At 32.9% G+C, this 20,328-nt stretch carries 21 protein-coding genes; all 21 read right to left on the reverse strand.

What is annotated here, in order from left to right; genetic code table 11:
* Positions 1–95: 95 nt before the first annotated feature.
* Positions 96–2,075 (reverse strand): transketolase, encoded by a 1,980-nt coding sequence (tkt, locus tag BN30_RS00670; RefSeq protein ID WP_019213601.1) that lies wholly within the window; start codon positions 2,073–2,075, stop codon positions 96–98.
* Positions 2,076–2,089: 14 nt separating this feature from the next.
* Positions 2,090–2,851, reverse strand: coding sequence for a WecB/TagA/CpsF family glycosyltransferase (locus BN30_RS00675; protein WP_019213602.1), 762 nt, complete (start codon positions 2,849–2,851; stop codon positions 2,090–2,092).
* Entirely contained in the window at positions 2,841–4,718 is a 1,878-nt protein-coding gene (gene csaB / locus BN30_RS09770; RefSeq protein WP_278244156.1) for a polysaccharide pyruvyl transferase CsaB, read from the reverse strand. Before csaB ends, BN30_RS00675 begins: the two co-directional genes overlap by 11 nt.
* The gene (locus tag BN30_RS10200; protein ID WP_019213604.1) at positions 4,715–5,029 is read right to left on the reverse strand and encodes a glycosyltransferase; all 315 of its coding nucleotides are present in this window, start codon (positions 5,027–5,029) and stop codon (positions 4,715–4,717) included. Before BN30_RS10200 ends, csaB begins: the two co-directional genes overlap by 4 nt.
* Positions 5,007–6,542, reverse strand: a complete 1,536-nt coding sequence (locus BN30_RS00690; protein ID WP_034450083.1) for an O-antigen ligase family protein — start codon at positions 6,540–6,542, stop codon at positions 5,007–5,009. Before BN30_RS00690 ends, BN30_RS10200 begins: the two co-directional genes overlap by 23 nt.
* Before the next feature lies 1 nt (position 6,543).
* The gene (locus BN30_RS00695) at positions 6,544–7,038 is read right to left on the reverse strand and encodes a DUF4330 domain-containing protein (protein ID WP_019213606.1); all 495 of its coding nucleotides are present in this window, start codon (positions 7,036–7,038) and stop codon (positions 6,544–6,546) included.
* Complete coding sequence (locus BN30_RS00700; protein ID WP_019213607.1) at positions 7,022–7,504, reverse strand: DUF4330 family protein; 483 nt, start codon at positions 7,502–7,504, stop codon at positions 7,022–7,024. Before BN30_RS00700 ends, BN30_RS00695 begins: the two co-directional genes overlap by 17 nt.
* Positions 7,505–8,689, reverse strand: coding sequence for a glycosyltransferase (locus tag BN30_RS08590; protein WP_019213608.1), 1,185 nt, complete (start codon positions 8,687–8,689; stop codon positions 7,505–7,507).
* 46 nt (positions 8,690–8,735) lie between these two features.
* Entirely contained in the window at positions 8,736–9,869 is a 1,134-nt protein-coding gene (locus BN30_RS08595) for a nucleotide sugar dehydrogenase (RefSeq protein WP_019213609.1), read from the reverse strand.
* Between the two features lie 10 nt (positions 9,870–9,879).
* Positions 9,880–10,005: a hypothetical protein gene (locus BN30_RS10365; protein ID WP_019213610.1), complete on the reverse strand. Its 126-nt coding sequence runs from the start codon at positions 10,003–10,005 to the stop codon at positions 9,880–9,882.
* Positions 10,006–10,038: 33 nt separating this feature from the next.
* On the reverse strand, positions 10,039–10,383 hold the full coding sequence (locus BN30_RS00715; protein ID WP_019213611.1) for a type II toxin-antitoxin system PemK/MazF family toxin: 345 nt from the start codon (positions 10,381–10,383) through the stop codon (positions 10,039–10,041).
* Positions 10,384–10,465: 82 nt separating this feature from the next.
* Positions 10,466–11,641: an alanine racemase gene (alr, locus tag BN30_RS00720; RefSeq protein WP_019213612.1), complete on the reverse strand. Its 1,176-nt coding sequence runs from the start codon at positions 11,639–11,641 to the stop codon at positions 10,466–10,468.
* Positions 11,642–12,784, reverse strand: a complete 1,143-nt coding sequence (locus tag BN30_RS00725; RefSeq protein WP_019213613.1) for an NAD(P)H-hydrate dehydratase — start codon at positions 12,782–12,784, stop codon at positions 11,642–11,644.
* Positions 12,784–13,686 carry a dihydroorotate dehydrogenase gene (locus BN30_RS00730; protein WP_019213614.1) on the reverse strand — a complete coding sequence of 301 codons (903 nt, stop codon included), beginning with the start codon at positions 13,684–13,686 and terminating at the stop codon, positions 12,784–12,786. The genes BN30_RS00725 and BN30_RS00730 overlap by 1 nt, the downstream gene beginning before the upstream one ends.
* Entirely contained in the window at positions 13,679–14,428 is a 750-nt protein-coding gene (locus BN30_RS00735) for a dihydroorotate dehydrogenase electron transfer subunit (protein ID WP_019213615.1), read from the reverse strand. The genes BN30_RS00730 and BN30_RS00735 overlap by 8 nt, the downstream gene beginning before the upstream one ends.
* Positions 14,421–15,287, reverse strand: coding sequence for an orotidine-5'-phosphate decarboxylase (gene pyrF, locus BN30_RS00740; protein WP_026880601.1), 867 nt, complete (start codon positions 15,285–15,287; stop codon positions 14,421–14,423). Before pyrF ends, BN30_RS00735 begins: the two co-directional genes overlap by 8 nt.
* A 1-nt stretch (position 15,288) precedes the next feature.
* Positions 15,289–15,711, reverse strand: a complete 423-nt coding sequence (locus BN30_RS00745) for an aspartate carbamoyltransferase regulatory subunit (RefSeq protein WP_019213617.1) — start codon at positions 15,709–15,711, stop codon at positions 15,289–15,291.
* Positions 15,711–16,634 carry an aspartate carbamoyltransferase gene (gene pyrB, locus BN30_RS00750; protein WP_019213618.1) on the reverse strand — a complete coding sequence of 308 codons (924 nt, stop codon included), beginning with the start codon at positions 16,632–16,634 and terminating at the stop codon, positions 15,711–15,713. The genes BN30_RS00745 and pyrB overlap by 1 nt, the downstream gene beginning before the upstream one ends.
* A gap of 56 nt (positions 16,635–16,690) precedes the next feature.
* Positions 16,691–17,371 carry a hypothetical protein gene (locus BN30_RS00755; protein ID WP_019213619.1) on the reverse strand — a complete coding sequence of 227 codons (681 nt, stop codon included), beginning with the start codon at positions 17,369–17,371 and terminating at the stop codon, positions 16,691–16,693.
* A gap of 167 nt (positions 17,372–17,538) precedes the next feature.
* Positions 17,539–18,720, reverse strand: a complete 1,182-nt coding sequence (grdD, locus tag BN30_RS00760; protein ID WP_019213620.1) for a glycine/sarcosine/betaine reductase complex component C subunit alpha — start codon at positions 18,718–18,720, stop codon at positions 17,539–17,541.
* A 10-nt stretch (positions 18,721–18,730) separates the two neighbouring features.
* Positions 18,731–20,272, reverse strand: a complete 1,542-nt coding sequence (grdC, locus tag BN30_RS00765; RefSeq protein ID WP_019213621.1) for a glycine/sarcosine/betaine reductase complex component C subunit beta — start codon at positions 20,270–20,272, stop codon at positions 18,731–18,733.
* Positions 20,273–20,328: the final 56 nt, after the last annotated feature.

Genomic DNA, 20,328 nt, shown 5'->3' on the forward strand with positions numbered 1-20,328 from the left:
AATATAAAATTGCTCATATATTCAGTATGAGCTTTTTTTACGCATAAAAATACCCTCTCTACTCGTAATGAGTAAAGAGGGTTTTATAATTTTAACTATTTTTCTATAAGTTTGCTTACTTCTTCTTCAACGTGTTCTTTAGTAATTCCGTATTTTTCAAATAAGACTTTTCCTGGTGCTGATGAACCAAATCTATCGATACCAATTGCAGTACCTTCTAGACCAACAAATCTGCCCCAAGGCATTGTTGAAAGTGCTTCAACTGATACTCTTCTCTTAACATTTGATGGAAGTATCTTTTCGATATATTCTTTGTCTTGATTTAAGAATATTTCTTGTGATGGCATACTAACAACTCTTATTGACTTACCTTTTGCTTCTAAATCCTTAGCTGCTTCTATTGACAAAGCTACTTCTGATCCTGTTGCTATGATTATAGCGTCAATTGCATCTTTTGCTTCTTTATGAACTATATAAGCACCTTTTAAAGCTTCTTCTGATGAATTATCAAGAAGTTTTAATCCTTGTCTTGAAAGTATCAAGCATGTTGGTGTTTTTTTGCTAATTAAAGCTGCTTGCCAAGCGTAGCAAACTTCTCTTGAGTCAGCAGGTCTAATTACATTGATGTTTGGTATGCTCCTAAGCATTGCTAAGTGCTCTATAGGTTGATGAGTTGGTCCATCTTCGCCAACGCCTATGCTGTCATGAGTTAATATATATATTGCAGGTAAATTCATTAGTGATGCAAGTCTTATTGATGGCTTCATATAATCTGAGAAAACTAAGAATGTTGCTGCATAAGATCTTAGTCCGCCATGAAGTAAAATTCCGTTAACAATGGCTCCCATTGCGTGCTCTCTGATACCGAAGTGTATGTTTCTTCCTTCTGGACATTCGCTTGAGAAGAATTTTTCATCATTCATAACTGATTTATTTGATGGACCTAGGTCAGCTGATCCGCCCATAAGATTTTCTAATACGTGACTTACCTTGTTAAGAACCTTGCCTGATGAGCTTCTTGATGCATCATCTTTTAGTTCTATATCAGTGCAAGCCTTTAGTACTTCTTCACTTACTTCTTTATCGTAGAAGCTCATAAGCTTGTCATAATCTGCTTTGTATTTAGCTTTGTATGCTTCTAATTTTTTGTACCAATCTTCTTCATATTTTTCTAGCTCTACGCTCTTTTCTTTCATATAATCAAGAACGTCTTTGCTCACATTGAAGCCTTCTTCTTCATATCCAAGATTTTTTCTAAGTGCAGCAAGTGATTCAGCTCCTAAAGGTGCTCCGTGAGCGTCAGCGCTTCCTTCTTTGCCAGTAGCACCATAACCAATCTTAGTCTTAATCTCAATTAATGTTGGTTTATCAGTGCTTTTCTTTGCTTCAGCTATAGCCTTCGATATAGCCTCGATATCATTACCATCTTCAACGTATAGAGTGTTCCAGCCAAGTGCTTCATATCTTGCTCTAACATTTTCAGTGAAAGCAAATTTTGTATCGCCTTCTATAGTAATGTTATTTGAATCATATAAAACAACTAATTTATTTAGCTTAAGTGTTCCAGCTAAAGATGATGCTTCATTTGAAATACCTTCTTGTAAGCAGCCATCGCCGCAAAGTATATAAGTCATGTGGTCAATAAGTTTATTGTCATCTTTATTAAAAATTGCTGCTAAATGCTTTTCGGCCATAGCCATACCAACGCCCATAGCAATGCCTTGACCAAGTGGTCCTGTACTTGCTTCAACGCCCTTTGTATGCATATACTCAGGGTGACCTGGTGTAAGTGAGTCAAATTGTCTGAAATTTTCTAAGTCTTCAATCTTTAGTCCATAGCCATATAAATTTAGTAATGAGTATAGAAGCATTGATCCATGTCCTGCAGATAAGATGAATCTGTCTCTGTTTATCCAATCAGGATTCTTTGGATTGTGCTTTAAGTGCTCATTAAATAATGTAAATGCCATTGGCGCTGCTCCTAGTGGCAAACCAGGATGGCCTGAATTAGCTTTTTCAATAGCTTCCGCCGATAATACCCTAATAGTATTTATTGCCTTTTGTTTAACGTCCATATTAACCTCCTATTTCAATTTATATACTCTACTGCGTTTTTTGTAAAAATTATCTTCATTAAAAATCTTGGTATGTCCAGTTGTCTTTTAAATCGTTTAGGTTCCTTTATGAGTCTATACAGCCATTCCATACCTATCTTTCTTATAAAAGCTGGCGCTATCTTGACATTGCCAGCTAATACATCTATGACACCGCCATTAGCAATTGCAAGCCTTGAATTAATTTTGTCTTTATTATAATAGATAAATTTTTCTTGATAGCCCGCTCCCATACCTACAAAGATGGCGTCCGCCTTTGAATCATTTATCTTTTTTATCAAAGCTTCTTCTTCATCGCAAGATGAATTGCCATTGTGACTGCCTTTAAAATATCCGTTGTTATAGCCTGCTACGACTATGTTTGGATAATCATGATTAATCTTCTCTATAGCTTTCTCAGCTATGCCAGGCTTAGCTCCTAACAAAAACAGTGAGAGACCTTTTTCGTTCATTAGCTCCAAAATCTTGATAGATGTGTCATAGCCTGTAACTCTTGATTTTAGCGGCTTTTTCTTTAATTTTGATGCTATCATTAGACCAATTCCATCGCATAAATTTAGTGATGCTGAGTTAATTATTTCTTTAAATTCATCATCTCTTCCAGCTCTCATAACTATCTCTGGATTTGGTGTGTAAATATAATTAAGTTTATCATTATCAAAAAATTCATTAATCTTCGCAATGGTTTCTGACATGTCAATATTATTTATTCTTACACCTAAAATTTTAATGTCCATAAGCATCATCCTTTAAAAGTTCTAGTGCAAGCTTGCTTGCTTCTATTGCTTTTTTCTTATTTTCTTCATTAATAGAACTTAATTTATTTATAAAATCTATTCTATTATTGCTAATGTATTCATATGCCTTGATTAAATCATAATAATTAATACCATCTACGTCAATATTTATGCTCTCATCAAAATCTTTTAGAAGCGTCTCGGTCTTTGGATCATAAGAAAGTCCAATAAATGGCAAGTTTTGATGAATTGCATATATCATAGCGTGTAGTCTCATAGCAACGATAAAATCAGCGTTTTTCATAAGATTCATAAGTATTTCAACTGGATATTTTTCATCGATTATCTTGCTTGATTTTAAATTTGCTGCAATTTTTTCTGATATAGTCGTATCTCTTGGCATCTGCATTGGCATGAAAACAATATTTTTTCCTTGATCAATAAGATAATTTAAAAATTTAACTAGCTCATCTATAAGTTTTTCGTCATTCATCCATGACCTAACCGAAACTAAAACTGTATCTTTATTTATATCAAATTTCTCACGAATACTTTCATCACTTGCCTCTTTTAGATTAAAGACTGGATCTGATAAAACTTTTACATTTTGATTATTGACCCCAATTGATTTAATGAAATTATATGAATCAATATCTCTGAGCGTGATATAATCTACTTTATTAAGTACTCTTCTTGTGAAATTTCTGTTGAATTTTTTATTTATCGGTCCAACACCATTCGAATAAACAAAAACTTTTTTCTTATAGTGCTTAGCAAGCTTCATTATTAATAAATAGTACCAAATTGATCTGGAACTTGTCTTGTCTTGTAAGAGGCTTCCGCCGCCGCTTATAAGCATGTCAGACGCTTTAATGCTCTTAATTACATCAAAGAGCTTAAATCTATCAACAGCTGAAACACCATATTCCTTCTCAGTTAGACTTGGATCCTTTGACAGTACTTTTATATTTAGATTTGGATCCAAGGCTTTAAAAGACTCAAGTATTGACTTTAGTATAGCATCATCGCCTGAGTTTGAAAAACCAAAGTAGCCTGACATAATAACATGCTTTGCTAGAATCTTCTTATAAATTTCTACGTGCTTCTCAGCCATCTTTATATGAGTGAAATTATCAATGATTCTAGTATATAAATTTTCACCAAGTTTTTTACGCTCATCAGCATTATTTTTTAGCTTAAGTATATCTGCAGCAAGAGCCTTATAATCTTGCTTTTCAAATAGCTTTCCTGTTTCGCCATCTAAAATTATCTTAGGTATGCCGCCAACTCTTGACGCTATAGTAGCTTTTTTAAGTGAGCCACCCTCCATTATGACATAAGGAAATGATTCACTTAAGCTGCATAAAACGTTTATATCAATCGCATTCAGAAAATCATATGGATGAGTCTCGTTGCCTAAGAAATAAACATTTTGCTCTAAGCCTAAATCTTTTCTTAAGCTTAATAAATGCTCTTTATCTTGACCATCGCCTGCAAGTAAAAATATGACAGATTTATCTTTATCAATCACTTCTTTTGCCGCTCTTAGAAATGTTTCATGGTCTTTAACTTTGTCAAGTCTAGCTAGTATGCCAACTATAAACTTATCCTTGTAATCAATATTTTTCTCTTTTAAATAGCTTTCTTTATCTTTTATTATTTTATCTTCTAAAAATATACCATTGTATATAGTAAATATCTTATCCTTATCAAAGCCTCTACTTACAAGCATGTCCTTGAAACTATCAGAAACAGCTATGTAATTATCAAATCTTTTTAAGGCAAACTTATTAAGATTAGTAAAAACTATATTTTTATAAAAATTATCTTTAAAATCTAATAAATAATCGCTGTGAACAGTAGTTATGAACTTGGCATTAACTTTTTCTTTAAAAAGTAGCTTATAAGATTAGCTCTTGCACCATGTGAGTGAACTATCTCAAAACCTTCACTCTCAATGAGATCTTTAAGCTTATTAACTACAGAAAAATCAAATCTGCTTCTTTGTTCGATAACTTCTACATCTATGCCGTATTTTTTTAGATCATCAGCAAAGGGCCCTTTGATAAAGCAAACTAATTTTACATCAACTTTATCTTTTAAACCGCAAAGCAAATTTATGATGTGAGTCTTGGCTCCGCCAGTATCTCCGCCACTAATTAGATGAAGTACTTTCATAATCAATTCCTTTGTTTCTTAATCCCATGATTAGTGCTGCATACATAACAAAATATATAATCATAGCTGGGAACTCAAAAATATTTTCTACAGAATTTTGTATTAAAACACCTAATGCGCCGCAAAATAGTCCGCATGCTAATATTTTGTTATCTAAATTCTTTTGAGTGAATACAACTTTTAATGTAGATATTAAAAATCCAAGTATCATAAAGCCAATCGCGCATACGCCATAGTAACCTGTTTCAACCAAGGTCTTTAAATAATAATTATCTAAGTAGAATGGTGATAAATCATTGTTTATAGCAACTGCTCCGCCATATCTACCAAGGCCAACGCCCCAAAATTTATGCTTTGACCAAACTTTTAAACCTATAGTCCATCTATAGATTCTTCCGCCACTAGCTGATTTAAACATATATTCTGGTGTAAGCATATATAAAAGTCTTGTTGATAATGAATTTCCTGAGACTATAAATAAAGAGCCAAGTATTACAAATGGAGTTAATACTCTAACGTTTGTAAATAAAATGAATACAAGCATAGCTAATGCAAAAGCTATCCACGCTCCTCTTGAGTATGTTAATAACAAACCTAAAAGCATTACCATAGTCTCGATAAAATATACTGCTTTAAGCTTTTTATTCTTTTCAATTAAAAATAATGATATTACCAATGGTAAAATTAATACAAATATAACACCAAGTATATTAGGCGAACCAACTATAGAAAAGGCTCTTACCTTTATCGATTCGCTTGAGTCTATCCAATTGCCTGGCATTTTCACTTTAAATATAAATTGATATATGGCATGAAGACCAAGTAAAAATCCGCCATGCGATATAAATTTTGACACAGTCTTGACAATATCTTCACTTGTGAAGAATTGCGCAAAAATGTAGTACCACAAAACATGTTGAAACATTGCTCTAAAGCCTTCTATAGCTATCTTAGTGTTTGGTTGAACTACAAGTACATGTATTATTCCTAGAATAAAATATATAGCTAGAACAAAACCAAATGGAGTGAAATTATACTTAATGCTGCCATTTGAGTTCATTCTTCTCATTGCTAGATAAAAAATCATAAATAAGAAATAAAATTCATCCCAATAGTTTGCAAATGAGCTAAGTCCAGGAATTTTTCTGATAATGTAGTCAGTAAATATATAAAAAACTAATACTAAGACAAAAATAAAGCCAAAGTATTTTACACCTGTTAGCTTAATAAAGCCCTTGTAAATGATTGACTCATGAAATGAATTATTAAATTTATCTACTAAAACATAAATAAAGCTATCTCTATAAACCTTGTTAAGCTTTTTATAAAAGATAGACATCTTCATGTCAATCTTATTTAATAACTTATATAAAAAGCTTCCCTTTAGACTGTCACTATAAGTCCTTTGCTTGTATTGAGGCTTAGTATAGTCAAATAGAAAGCTTGATCTAAGTAGAGAAAGTATATAGACATATAATCTATATAAAAAACTCTCTTTGAATAGTTTTTCCATCTTAATCAACTTTCTTTCTATCAGCTATAAGAGCGCTAAGTCTGTAGTTATCAGACTCTAAGAATATTGTTGAGCCAAGTCTTAGCTCTTGCTTGCCAAATTTAAGTGAATTGCTTACATTAGAAAAATTACCTTCTATAGTAACTACAGTTTTTTCCTTAAGTGGATCAATCACTTTTTTAATCTCACCATTGTTATCAACTGTGTTTACGTAGTAGTCTTCTCTCTTGACATCTTTAACAAAGATATCGAAGTGATTTTTCATCTCTCCTAGTTGATCGCCAATTCTTATGCAATCAGTATTGCCTTTATTTTCATATAAATAAAGTGTTGCCTCATACTTTTCAGTAGTTTTACCTAAAGTTATATCAGCTACATCTTTTCTCATTAGTTTAAGTGAAGCAAAGAAAACTAAGCCTATTACAATCAATACTGCTAATATATCTAATAAACTTATTTTGCCAAATAATCTTAATTTATTATCTATTATTTTCATCTACTTCCTCCACATTTGTTATATAGCCAAGATATGCGTGGTCTTTTGTTTTAACGTACATATCAACGCCTGCTTTTATCTCTTGTCCACCTAAAGACATGTATGGTCCTGTATAGTTAACATTTGCCTTAATCCTAACTATAGGGTTAACAAATTCTGCGTCATCAACAACGATTATATCGCCATTAGTCTTTACCAATTCATTCTTTCTAGCTTGAATATCAACGCTAATAATTTCTCCGTCTTGAAATGTTTCTTGAGCGAATAATTTATCTCCCGGCTTTAAATCTTTGATTGAATCTCTAGTAATATTATCTTTAGCTTCTGCTGTGATTATAACTGTTCTTTTTGCCTCTTTACCTATGCTTGACTTAATGTTCTTTCTGTTTATAAGTAAAAATACAAGTAATAACAATATTAATATAATAAATATATCAAATATATTTATCTTGAATTTCTTCTTCATTTATTCCTCCAAAATTTTGTTTATAATGTTATTAAGCTCTTCTGCTTGTGCCTCTCTTGAATATTTTTTGATAAGCTCTTTATCGCCATAATAATTATTCTCGCTCTTATAGTTTTCATATAGCTTCATTATGGCGTTTTTAATCTCTCTAGTCTCACCCGGCTCAGCGACTATACCCGTCTTTGTCTCTTCTATAAGCTCTCCTGCTGCTCCGTGCTTTGGAACTATGGCTAAAATATTTTTATAAGCTCTTAGATATTCAAAAACTTTTCCTGTATAAAAATTCTCAGAACCTTTGCCCTTACCTATTAAAAGCAAAAGTACGTCTGCCTCAAGAAGTTTTCTTATTGATTCTTCATGAGCTAGATAAGATAAATAATTAATTTCTTTTTCTAAATTATAAGTCTTTTTATACTCTTCTATCTGAGAGTCCTTTACATTGCCAGCTATATTTATCCTAATATCGCCCTTATCAATTTTGCCTTCATCAATAAGCTCTTTCAAAGCTGATAAAAATTCATGCAAATTTCTTCTGCCATATAAAGCGCCTGTGTGAATAAAGGTGAATTTATCGCTCTTTTCTTTTGGATATATGCCTAAAAAGTCCTCTTCATCGTAACCATTGGGTATATATGTGGACTTGCCCTTAAGCTCAGGCAAATCAGCAATAAAATTATCAAGCATAAATCTAGTATTTGTAATGAAATAATCGCATTTATAATTTATTTCAAGCTCAGTCTTTTTTGATAATTTCATCTTTATTCTTGATGAAAAGCTATCTAGGTGGAATGGATTATTCGTCCACTCATCTCTATAGTCGACTATCCACTTCATCTTAGGAAATTTCTCTTTTAGATACAATCCAAATAAATGTGCTGAATAAGGATAACTTGTAGTATATATAACATCTGGATTAAATTCTAGAGCTATCTTTTCAATCTCTTTTTTATTAAATTTATACCAAAAAACTTCAGCATCTGGAAGCGCAAAAAACTTAGCATAGACTTTTTTAATAAGACCGCTATTGTTAATGTCATGTGCCTTAAGTCTGATGACTCTCACATTTTCAGGAACATCATTTAATAAGCTGTCATCTTTTAAGTCTTTGCTAGCATCTTTTGATACGACTAAGACTTCATTGCCGAGCCTTGATAGATACTTTACAAATTTTAAACTTCTTTGCACACCACTTCCACCTATTGGCGGGAATTGATTTGCAATAAATAATATCTTACTCAAGTTCTCCACTACCCAATAAATAATAATTAAATCCTAGTTCTTCAACTTTTTCTCTATCAATAAAGTTTCTTGTGTCAAAAATATTCTTTTTATTCATAACTTTCTTTATTTCTTTATAGTCAAGAACTTGGAATTGACTATGATTTACGCCTAAAACCAATAAATCTGCACCTGTAATTACTTCTCTAATATCACCATAAAGTTCATTAAATTCAAGTATTTGATCGTTTTTGAATGGATCATAAACAGCTACATTATAATCATCATTTAGTAAAGCAATAAGATGAGTTATTGGACTTTCTCTAAAGTCATCAATATTTGGCTTAAATGATGAGCCAAGTATAGCTATCTTAGAGCCTTTTTCAACTATCTTCTTTATCTTATCGGCTGTAAATTTAGGCATAGAGTCATTTATATCTCTTGCTTGATGAATTAGTTTCGAATTTTCTTTATCCGCTGTTACCAAGAACCATGGATCTACTGAAATACAATGTCCGCCAACTCCTGGTCCAGGAGTATGAACATTTACTCTTGGATGTTTATTAGCTAATTCAATTAGTTCCCATACATTTACACCTAGTGTATCACATATCTTAAGCATTTCATTTGCAAGAGCAATATTTACATCTCTAAATGTGTTTTCAAGTAATTTACATACTTCAGCTGTAGTTGCATCTGTTGTAAATACTTCTGCGTCAACAAATGTCTTATATACATCTCTAACGATTTCAGCAGATTTTTTGTCAACACCGCCCACTACTCTATGGTTATTTTTAAGCTCATATAAAATATTTCCTGGAATAACTCTTTCAGGACTGTGGGCTAAATATATGTCTTCAGACACTTTTAAGCCAGACTTTTCAAGTATAGGCTTAACAACATCTTCTGTAGTACGTGGTGGAGATGTTGATTCTAAGACAACTGTATCGCCTTTCTTAAGAACTTTTAAAACATCGTGACATGCATCCTTAATATATTTTAAATCGCAACTCTTGTCTTCATTAAAAGGTGTTCCAACACAGATGATATACATATCAGCTTCATGAATCCTATCTGAAACCTCTATCTTACCCTCTTCTATAGCTTTGTCTAAAATTTCTTTAAGACCTGGTTCATCAATCTCCAAAGTTCCATTCTTAATCTTTTCGATTTTTTTCTTTTATTGGATCATATCCAAATACTTTGAAATGATCACTTAATATTGTGGCTGTTGGTAAGCCAATATATCCTAATCCTAATACGGAAATGGTTTTAATACTCATTTTATCCTCCTATAATTAATATGTAAAATAAAATTATTTATTTAACGCTAAACTTATCTTTAAACCGGCATCAACCTTAGCCATCAGCTTATCGGTTACGGTTCCAATTTTTTCTCTCAATCTTTTCTTATCAATAGTTCTGATCTGCTCAAGTAAAATAACACTATCTTTAGGCAAGCCAAATTCCGGTCCATCTATTTCTATATGGGTCGGTAGTTTAGATTTGTTAAGTTGACTTGTAATTGCAGCTACTATGATGGTTGGTGAATACTTGTTACCTACATCGTTTTGAATAACAATGACTGGCCTCACACCACCTTGTTCAGAGCCTATGACAGGTGATAAATCTGCATATATAATATCACCTCTTTTTATCATATTCTCACATCCTTTCTGATAAGTAAGACAATTATATTATAATTTAAAATCGCTTATAAGTCAATAACTTTACCAGTTTAAGCTATATATCTTTATAATTATGTGAGCTTATTTCTTTATCGTTATAATAATATTTTCTAGAAATTCTATCTTTCATATCTGTTAGCACTTCATAATTAATAGTGCCTTCAATTTTAGCAATATCATCATAAGTCATAGCCTTGTTAGTGCCGTCACCTATGATAGTTACTACATCAGCTACTTGAGCATCTGTTCCTGTAGCATCAATCATAAATTGATCCATACAAATGTTTCCAATGCTGTTTAAAAGTTTATCTTTGTATAAAACCTTTAGCTTGTTTTGTAAAAGTCTTCTTACTCCATCTGCGTAACCTACTGGAATAGTAGCAACTTTAGTCTTTTTATCAGCAATGAAAGAAAAAGTGTAGCTAACACCTTCTCCTGCTTCTATCTCTTTAACGTTTGATATGCATGCTTTTAATTGCATTAATTTTTTTAAAGGTAAATTTTCTTTTATAACTTCATCCGATGGGAAGTAGCCATAAAGAATTATGCCTGCTCTAACATAATCAAGGTTTAATTCCTTTAAATCCATGATGGATGCTGAGTTAGAGACGTGTTTTATCCTTATATTAAGTCCAGAATCTTCGAGCATGGATACAGTTTTTTTATAGTTATCATATTGCTTTTCTGTTAAAGTCTTGTCTTTTATATCAGCATTAGCAAAATGTGTAAATATACCTTCTATATCGATATTTTCAAGTTTTGAAATCTTTAAAATATCTTCTACAGACTTTGCTCTGTGGACTTCATCTGCTTGAAAGCCAATCCTTGACATACCAGTATCTAAAGCGATATGTATCTTAGCTAATTTATTTTGTCTTATAGCTTCATCACTAAGTTTTTTTGCCTTTTCATAGCTAAATATAGCGCTCGTTAAATTATATTTAACTACTTCTTCTAAATAATTATCCTCCAAGTAGTTAAGCATAAGTATATCCTCTTCAATGCCTGCTTTTCTAAGCTCCATAGCCTCGCTTGCAACTGATACAACAAATCTGTCAATACCTAAGCCTTCCATAAATTTTGCAAGAGCTACAGCTCCATGACCATAAGCATCAGCCTTAATAACTGGCATAATCTTCGTTTCAGGTCTGATAGCCTTTTTAATTGAATTGATATTGTACTCAAGATTGTTTAAATTAATTTCAAGCCAAGCGGCTCTATTGCCATTCATTTATTTTACCTCCATCAACTTAATAGCCTTGGGTATAAACTCAATTATATCGCTTGCTATTAAAGAATATTCTGTGTATTTTTCTTTTGCAAGATCCCCTGCTAAGCCATGTAGATATACTCCGAACTTTGCTGCGTCAAAGACTTTAAAGCCTTGAGCAATAAGCGATGCTATAATTCCAGATAGTACATCACCAGAGCCTGCTGTCGCCATGCCAGGGTTTCCTGTATTATTTATGTATTCAATATCTTTATCCATGACAATAGTATTATGACCTTTTAAAACTACCACCACTTCGTATTTATCACTAGCGATGCGCGCATATTTTTTAGGATCTTTTATAATTTTTTCTATGTCAACGTCTAATAGTCTTGCAAGCTCAGCAAAATGCGGTGTGATAACAGCTCTATAGGCTAATTTATCTACATACTTCTTTAAATAATGAAGACCGTCTGCATCAATCACAAGTTTTTTATTTGAAGCGACTATATCTTTATAAATTTTATCTCTATCGTCAAAGAATGACCACGCTGGCCCAAAAAGCACAGCGTCCATATCAGCTAAATCATAATTATCATTAGTTCTAATTATTGTTTCAGAAAGCTTTACACTAAGTATATCTTGTATATCCTTATCAATGTATAAATAAGATAGACCGCAGCCAGTCCTCATCGCAGCGAGCGACGCAAAATAAGGCGCTCCAGTCATAGACAAAGAACCAGCAAATATGGCAAGCTTGCCGTAATCGCCTTTATGTGTAAAATCATTCCTCTTTTTAAATATTTTAAATTCATCAGCAATATTTCTTTTATAAGTATTTTCGTCAGTACTTGCAACGCTTATGGCATAGTCACCGTCGTGTGAGATTGAGACAAAAAAATTTATACCATTCACATAAGCAAATGGTACATCGTTTTTTCTCTCTATAGAGATATCTTTATATTGTAAGCCAGCTAAATTGCCGTTCAAAGCCTTAATAATAGCTTCTTTAGCCGCAAAAATTCCAGCACAAGTTTCATCAGCCTTGGCTGATGATTCTATATAGCTTATCTCTGCATCACTAAAGAAGCGATTCAAAAACTTTTCATTTTTCATTAATTTTCTAATTTTAGATATTTCAAGTATATCTACGCCTATACTCATTAAATTATTCCTCTAATCTCTTCAAAACTTTCTATCTTATTATCGTTCATGTATTTTTCTAAGTCTTCTGCCATATTTGCCATAATCATAGGCTCTGTAAAATTCATAGTTCCTACTTGAACTGCACTTGCACCAGCCATGATGAATTCGATGACATCTGTGTAATTTCTGATGCCTCCCATGCCAATAACTGGTATATTAACGGCTTTTGCCACTTCATATGTCATTCTCAAAGCTATAGGCTTGATTGCTGGGCCCGATAAACCTGCAGTTTTGTTATTAAAAACAGTTTTGCGTCTGTCTATGTCTATAGCCATAGCGTTAAATGTGTTAACAAGGCTTAGTGCATCTGCGCCGACTTCTTCGCAAGCTTTAGCCATCTCGACTATATCGTTAGCATTTGGTGAAAGTTTTACTATAAGTGGTTTATCTGTTATGTCTCTAACTTTTTTAACAACATCTTTTGCAACGCATGTTTTTATACCAAAAGCCATGCCACCACTTTTAACATTTGGGCATGAAATATTAAGCTCTATCATTTGAGCCTCTGTTTCAGATATTAATCTAACTGCTTCTAGATAATCTTCTATGTTATTGCCGCCAATGTTTACAAGTGTGATAAGATCTTTTGATAGTAAAAAATCTAGTTCCTTATCTATAAAAGCTTGTATGCCTGGATTTTCTAAGCCGATGCTATTCATAAGGCCACTTGATGTTTCATAAAGTCTAATGCCTTCATTGCCGTCTTTTGGGTTAAGTGTAAGTCCTTTAGTTGAGACGCCGCCTAGTTTTGAGATATCGTAGTATTCTTCATACTCTTTACCAAAACCAAAGGTACCGCTAGCAGCTATAAGTGGGTTTTTAAATTCAATATCAGCTATTTTAACTCTTAAATCAGTCAATTAAAAACACACCTCCTCCAAATATTGGACCGTCCTTACAAACGCGTCTCATACCAACCTTAGTCTTTATACTGCATCCTCTACATGTGCCAACACCACACGCCATTCTTGATTCCATGCTAACTAAGACTTTATTTCTATTGTGAGCCTTTAATAATAAAGCCTTCATCATTGGGAATGGTCCGCATGTATAAATCTTATCATATTTTTCACTCTCAATTATGTCTATGATGTAGCCTTTATAGCCAACTTTTCCGCTTTCAGTAGATATGTATGTGTTTTCAACATATTCTTCGAAATCTTCAATAAGATATGGATTATCTCTAAAACCAGCATAATAATCTATGTTTTTAGTAATATTTTGTATAGATCTAGCAAGGTATTTTAGAGGCGCTATGCCAACAGAGCCACCAACTAAAGCTATTTTTTCATCTTTATTAGGTAGAGGAAACTTATTTCCAAGTGGTCCAAGAAGATATAATTTATCGCCTTTTTTAAGCTTCATCATGATATCTGTTCCTCTGCCAACATTTGCAATAAGTAGATAGATATTGCCATCCTCATCTATATCATAGATGCTTATAGGTCTAGCTAGAAGAGGGTCTGTTCCTTGCCAAGATTTAATCATATAAAATTGTCCAGGTGCACCTTCAAACGGTCCACTAACTTTTAAAACGTAGATATTATCAATAATGTGATTATTTTCTAATATCGTACCCTCTTTGTATGCATTTCTAGCCACAAATATCCTCCTTCATCTTTAAAACAGCTTCTCTAATATATTTTGTATAATTTTTATCATCATAATCAGCTTCATCTTTGTGCTTAATATGGCTTGTTATTATTCCTCTAGATGAGTTTACAACTCCGCCGTCAAGCTCATTTAGTAATTTTCTAACAGTTGAAGCCTTTCCGCCTTGAGCGCCATAACCTGGAATTAAGAAAAATGTTCTTGGGAATCTCTTTCTTATATCATCTTGCTCGCCGCTGTCCATGATATTATCACCAACAACGAAACCTAGAGATGAGTATCCGTAGTCACCAATGTATTTTTCAGCAATCTTATCAAGATTGTCTCCTATTATATTATACAATGTTTCGCCTTTACTTTCAAGGTATTCTATATCTAAAGCGCCAGGATTTGAAGTTCTTAGTAAAACAAATATTCCTTTTTCTCCACTTTCCAAATAACTTAGATATGGTTTTATACTGTCATATCCCATAAATGGTGAAAGAGTGATAAAATCTGCTTCAAAATCTCCTTCAAAGTGTGCTTTTGCATACATTTCAGCAGTCTTAGCAATGTCCGATCTTTTGATGTCACCTATGCTTAATTTATTTTTTCTTCTTAGATATTCAAGTGTTTTTTTGTATGCCATAAGTCCTTCAACACCTAGTGCCTCATAGTATGCAATTTGAAGTTTATAAACAGCGACTAAATCCTCTGTTGAGTCGATTATATCTTTATTAAACTTAAATACTCTATCTGCAATACTTTCTATACTATTTAAATGTTCTGGAATATAGGACAAATCTGTGTCTAAACCGACACAGATTGGACCCAATTTTTGAACTTCTTCAAATAATCTATCTATAATCATATTATTCGCCATAAACATGATCACAGTATGCACATTTGTATTTGCCTTTTTCTTTATCAACTAAGACAAACTTATGTGGTATATTTCTTTCAACAGATGTTATACAACGAGGATTCTTGCATTTTATAACGCCTTCAACAATTTCTGGAAGAGTTAAATTAATCTTTCTTTCAATCTTTTCATCTTTGATAACATTTACTGTGATGTTTGGATCTATAAAGCCTAGTGCAGATAAATCTAGGTCTATTTCGTTTTCTATCTTAATCATATCTTTTCTGCCCATCTTTTCGCTGTGAGCGTTCATGATTAAAGCTACAGTGTAATCAGCTTCTCTAAGATTAAGATATTCAAATATTTGTATGCCATGTCCAGCTTGTATGTGGTCTATAACTATTCCCTTTGAAATACTATTAATACTTAACATTATTTAACCCCCAATAACTTTGCTATAAGTGCCATTCTTATATACATACCGTTCTTTACTTGTCTAAAATACCAAGCTCTTGGATCGTCGTCAACTTCAACTGCTATCTCATTAACTCTTGGTAGTGGATGAAGAATTGCTAAATCTTTCTTAGCATTTTTAAGTTTTTCAAGATCAAGCACATAGCTGTCTTTTAATCTTACATAGTCAGCTTCATTGAAGAATCTTTCCTTTTGCACACGAGTCATGTATAATACGTCTAAGTCATCAATTACATCTTCAAGTCTTTCTACTTCTGTATATGGTATAGATTTTTTATCAAGAACTTGTTCTTTGATGTAGTTTGGAACTTTTAATTCATCTGGTGATATAAGTACAAACTTGTTATTACTATATCTAGACATTGCCTTGATTAGTGAGTGAACTGTTCTACCAAACTTTAAGTCGCCGCATAAACCTATAGTCATGCCATCAAATTTGCCCTTAGCGCTTAGTATTGTAAATAGGTCTGTAAGTGTTTGAGTTGGATGTTGATGTCCGCCATCGCCTGCATTAATTAGTGGTACTGTACATGCGTTGTGTCCATATTGAGGAGCACCTTCCTTTGGATGTCTCATAGCAATGATGTCTGAGTAGCAGCTAACAGTTCTTAATGTATCTGCTAGTGTTTCACCCTTTGCTACAGAACTAGAGCCCGGCTCCGAAAAACCAATAACACCTCCGCCTAATCTTAACATAGCGGCTTCAAATGAAAATCTGGTTCTCGTGCTGGGCTCATAGAATAGAGTAGCTAGGATTTTACCGTCACAAACGTGAATAAAATCCTTTTCATTTTTTACAATTTCTTTACCTAGATCAAATAGCTCATCTAGCTCCTCTAGGCTTAGATCTTCCGGATCAATATAATTTCTTCCCTTAAGCATAATATCCTCCCTATATTTTTTTATCTTTATAATCATACTACTAATAAAATTAAAAGTCAAGAACTTTTTTTACTTTTTTCAAATTTTATAAACTTGTATGCTTCGTCAATTTTTTTGATGATATCAAGTCTAATTTTCTCTAGTTCTTCATCATCTTCTTGCTTGGAAAGTATTGACATAAGATAATTATACCTCATATCAATAAGTTCACTATTGGTATTATCATCAGAATAAAGAGCACTTAAATTATTATAATATTTAAAGCTCTCGAAATTTTCAAGCGTATAATTTTCAATTAATAATTTATCATTGTATTTGAAATTCTTAAAAAACTTTTCTTTCTTAGCTAATTTAGCATTGCTGATATGTGCAAGAATAATTATATACATTATAAATATAATCGTCATAATTATAGTATATTTAATAAAATAATGATTAGTATAAACATCAAGACTTCTTTTAACTAGTAAGCGAATTATGATAAAGTGTAAAAAAGCCCTTCTAGTTGCGTTACTCGCTATAATTCTAAAGACATAAAACGTTTGTGTATCTTTGACTCTTGGTCTTATGATTAAGTAATAAAAAATCAATGATACACTTAAAGCTATATCAAGCCTATGTACCTTAGATACAGGTAGTAAAATAAAATTAAGTATCATTAAAGAAAAACTTGATAATTCTATAATAGATCTTAGGTCCATAATATATTCATTAAAGTATTGTTTATTTTTTTCCATAGTATCACCAAGTATATTATACCATTAAATCATAAGTTTTTCATACCTTTTATAAGATATTTATACTAAAACATATACATTTTTTGCAATATTTTCAAGAAGCTAAATTAATCACATAATTGCCATAATATTTTTGCATAAAAAAATGAGGCTTGCGCCTCATTTTATTAGCAATTTGCATCACTTGTTATATATCCAGCTTTTGTTAAAACTTCTTTAGCTTTATCAAGGTTCTTTGCACTTACCATGATAACTGGTCCTGTACAACCCATACCGCTTTCAGCATAGATGCTTTCTTTCCAAAGTGCTTGTACTGAATCTTCTAGTTCTAGTATATCGATACCAGCAATAGCTTCTTCAACAACTTCCTTTGGTGGAGCTGCAACAGCTTCCTTTGGTCCGTCATCTTTCTTTTCATTTGCTTTATTTAATGATGCTAAAACATCTTTTAAGCCAGCTGCATTAGCTGCTTCAAAAGTCTTCTTAGCTACCTTGTGTAAATTACCTTTAACAAGGCCTGCAGCATATGTTAAAGCGTTAGCTACAACAGGAACTCCTGATGCTCTAGAAACTATAAGTATAGTTCTGTCAAATCCTTCACCAATACCAGGTCCATATCCAAAACCATTAGCTTCGTATGATCCACCTGTTGTGAATGATGAGAACATCTTCATAAGGATGTTACCTGTTAGTGAGTCATTAACTACAACGTCGCACGAAGCTTGTAATAAGTCGTTTCCTCTCATTACATCTCCACCGTCAGCTCTGTGTGACTCAGCAAATTTTATATTAAATCCGTTATCGTTTAATTGTTTAAAAGCTCTTTCAACTTGTCTAGCTCCGTCAACATTTAGTATACCAAGACTTGGATCTTGATTACCTAATGCTTTAGCTACTATTAAGCCATAGATACCATTAAGAACCATTGCTTCTACTCTGTGTGCAGAAGATGTTCCTGTAGTTGTTGCTATAAGCATTTCTTTACCAAATCCAGGAGTTACTGCTCTACCAACAGTTGATACTCCGATTGGGAAATTGTAATGCATAGTAACGCATGCATCTATCTCTCCAGCATCTAGTAGTTCTTCCATCTTCTTATATCCTTGATCTTCATCAGAAACTTCATATTGAGTTAAATTTGTTTCTGCTTTAGGACCGATAAGAACAACTTCTATTGAAGAATCTCTAGATTGAGCAAGTTCTGCAGCTTTAACTAAGTTTTCAGTACCATGTTCGCTACCAAAACTTGTTAGGCCAACACGTACTTTTTTACCGAATGAACCAGTTTCTAATCCATCTGCGATGTCATTAAAAACTTGTCCAATCATTTTCTTAATGTTGTCTGACATATCGTCACCTCTAATTTTCTTCAGTGAATGATTTAGCGAAATCTCTCATTGCATCTGCTACATATTTCTTAATAGTCTCTTCAGATGCTGCACCTTCTTCGCTAACCTTTCCTGGGTTCTTTTCGATTACTATAGAAACACCGTCGAATAGGTTTGTCATTCTACCTAAGAATAAGCTTCCCTTACCAACAATCATAGCTCTTTTTACTGCTCCGCTCTTGATATCATCTATAACAAATCCAAGATAAGGTGCTCCTGAAGGTATATGGCCTTGAGTTGGAGCCCAACCTTTCATACCATGTTCAACGATAAAATCAGGAAGTGCAGTTCTTTCGATTTCGCCATTCTTTACAGCTAAAGCTCCTATCATCTTAAAGTTAGCTTCAGGAACGTCACCTGCTCCAGCTGGTCTTGTTATATCTGGATTTTGCATTTCTACTGAATATTTATCAACATCTATGATTTTTAATCCAGCTTTTGTTAGTGGATTTGTAACTAAAGAAGTGATAACTGCTTGTGGTGATGAACCAGTGCCAACTGTATGTCTGCCGACAATATCAGTTCTTATTATTGGATGTTCTCCATCATTTTGAGAAACAACAAAAGCAAATCCTGCAACGCAGTCTTCGATAATTGGCATTTCCTTCTTAACGTGGTCTCTACCATTCATACCAAGTTTAGCACTTGAACCACCAGCTACAACCATAACATTCTTAAATGTACCTGCTTGTACAAGAGATGCTGCTGAGATAAGTGAGTGAGTAGGTGCAGCACAGAAACCTCTTACGTCTGAACCTGATGCGTTAACTAAACCAGTTAATTCTGCTATAGATTTAGCAAAGTTACCGCCACCCCTTTGATTCATATCGCCACATGCTTCTTCTGAACATTCAATAACGTATTCAATTGATGCAGGATCAATATTGTTCTTTTCTATACAGTTTAAAGCAGCAAATATACCTGATGCTTTAACAACAAGGTTTTCAAACATTACGTGAGCTGATAAGTTTTGGTCAACATCATGTGCTCTCTTTACGCAACCAACAATTTTATCTTCGTTCATGATTGCTTCAGCACCGTGATCATTGATTAAACTTTCTATTTCTGCTAATTCAGTGCCTTTTCCTAATCTAGCGATTAAATCGTCATTGATTAATGGATGTTCTTCGAATTCTTTTCTAACTTGATCAGTAAATTCTGGAGTTAAGAAAACTAACTCGAAAACGTCAGCTACTTTCATCATACCGATTAGTTCAGATTGTGGAAGAATTTCACCCTTAACACCGTGTCTATCTGCGCCAGATAATAAGTGTTCATGCCATGGTTCAGGCACTTCTCTTAACTTAGCTGGAGTTTCATTACCTATATAAATTTGGTTAGGTAAATAGTTAACACAGTCTTCGAAACTTCTTAAATGTTTTGGAACTGCCTTTAGATACTCTGAATCTGGATGTAGAGTTCTTTCTGTTGTTTGTGTTGTTCCATTGTGGATTACCATATCAGGTGCTTGTAATAATACAAATGATGCACCCTTTAATACTGAATAATTCATCCATACACCTCCGTAATATTTTTTTATTATGAATTATCTATAACATAGTATAACTA

Origin of the sequence: Fenollaria massiliensis, from assembly GCF_000312505.2 — a bacterium.
Taxonomy (GTDB): domain Bacteria; phylum Bacillota; class Clostridia; order Tissierellales; family Peptoniphilaceae; genus Fenollaria; species Fenollaria massiliensis.

Excerpts from the sequence above, each read along its gene's own strand:
- BN30_RS00745 (WP_019213617.1), bottom strand. The coding sequence starts at position 15,711 with ATGTTAAGTATTAATAGTATTTCAAAGGGAATAGTTATAGACCACATA.
- BN30_RS00715 (WP_019213611.1), bottom strand. The coding sequence starts at position 10,383 with ATGATAAAAAGAGGTGATATTATATATGCAGATTTATCACCTGTCATA.
- BN30_RS00690 (WP_034450083.1), bottom strand. The coding sequence starts at position 6,542 with ATGGAAAAACTATTCAAAGAGAGTTTTTTATATAGATTATATGTCTAT.
- grdC (WP_019213621.1), bottom strand. The coding sequence starts at position 20,272 with ATGAATTATTCAGTATTAAAGGGTGCATCATTTGTATTATTACAAGCA.
- pyrB (WP_019213618.1), bottom strand. The coding sequence starts at position 16,634 with ATGCTTAAGGGAAGAAATTATATTGATCCGGAAGATCTAAGCCTAGAG.
- tkt (WP_019213601.1), bottom strand. The coding sequence starts at position 2,075 with ATGGACGTTAAACAAAAGGCAATAAATACTATTAGGGTATTATCGGCG.
- BN30_RS00725 (WP_019213613.1), bottom strand. The coding sequence starts at position 12,784 with ATGAGTATAGGCGTAGATATACTTGAAATATCTAAAATTAGAAAATTA.
- grdD (WP_019213620.1), bottom strand. The coding sequence starts at position 18,720 with ATGTCAGACAACATTAAGAAAATGATTGGACAAGTTTTTAATGACATC.
- BN30_RS10200 (WP_019213604.1), bottom strand. The coding sequence starts at position 5,029 with ATGAAAGTACTTCATCTAATTAGTGGCGGAGATACTGGCGGAGCCAAG.
- BN30_RS00675 (WP_019213602.1), bottom strand. The coding sequence starts at position 2,851 with ATGGACATTAAAATTTTAGGTGTAAGAATAAATAATATTGACATGTCA.
- BN30_RS00695 (WP_019213606.1), bottom strand. The coding sequence starts at position 7,038 with ATGAAAATAATAGATAATAAATTAAGATTATTTGGCAAAATAAGTTTA.
- alr (WP_019213612.1), bottom strand. The coding sequence starts at position 11,641 with ATGAATGGCAATAGAGCCGCTTGGCTTGAAATTAATTTAAACAATCTT.
- BN30_RS00755 (WP_019213619.1), bottom strand. The coding sequence starts at position 17,371 with ATGGAAAAAAATAAACAATACTTTAATGAATATATTATGGACCTAAGA.
- pyrF (WP_026880601.1), bottom strand. The coding sequence starts at position 15,287 with ATGATTATAGATAGATTATTTGAAGAAGTTCAAAAATTGGGTCCAATC.
- BN30_RS10365 (WP_019213610.1), bottom strand. The coding sequence starts at position 10,005 with ATGAGTATTAAAACCATTTCCGTATTAGGATTAGGATATATTGGCTTA.
- BN30_RS00700 (WP_019213607.1), bottom strand. The coding sequence starts at position 7,504 with ATGAAGAAGAAATTCAAGATAAATATATTTGATATATTTATTATATTA.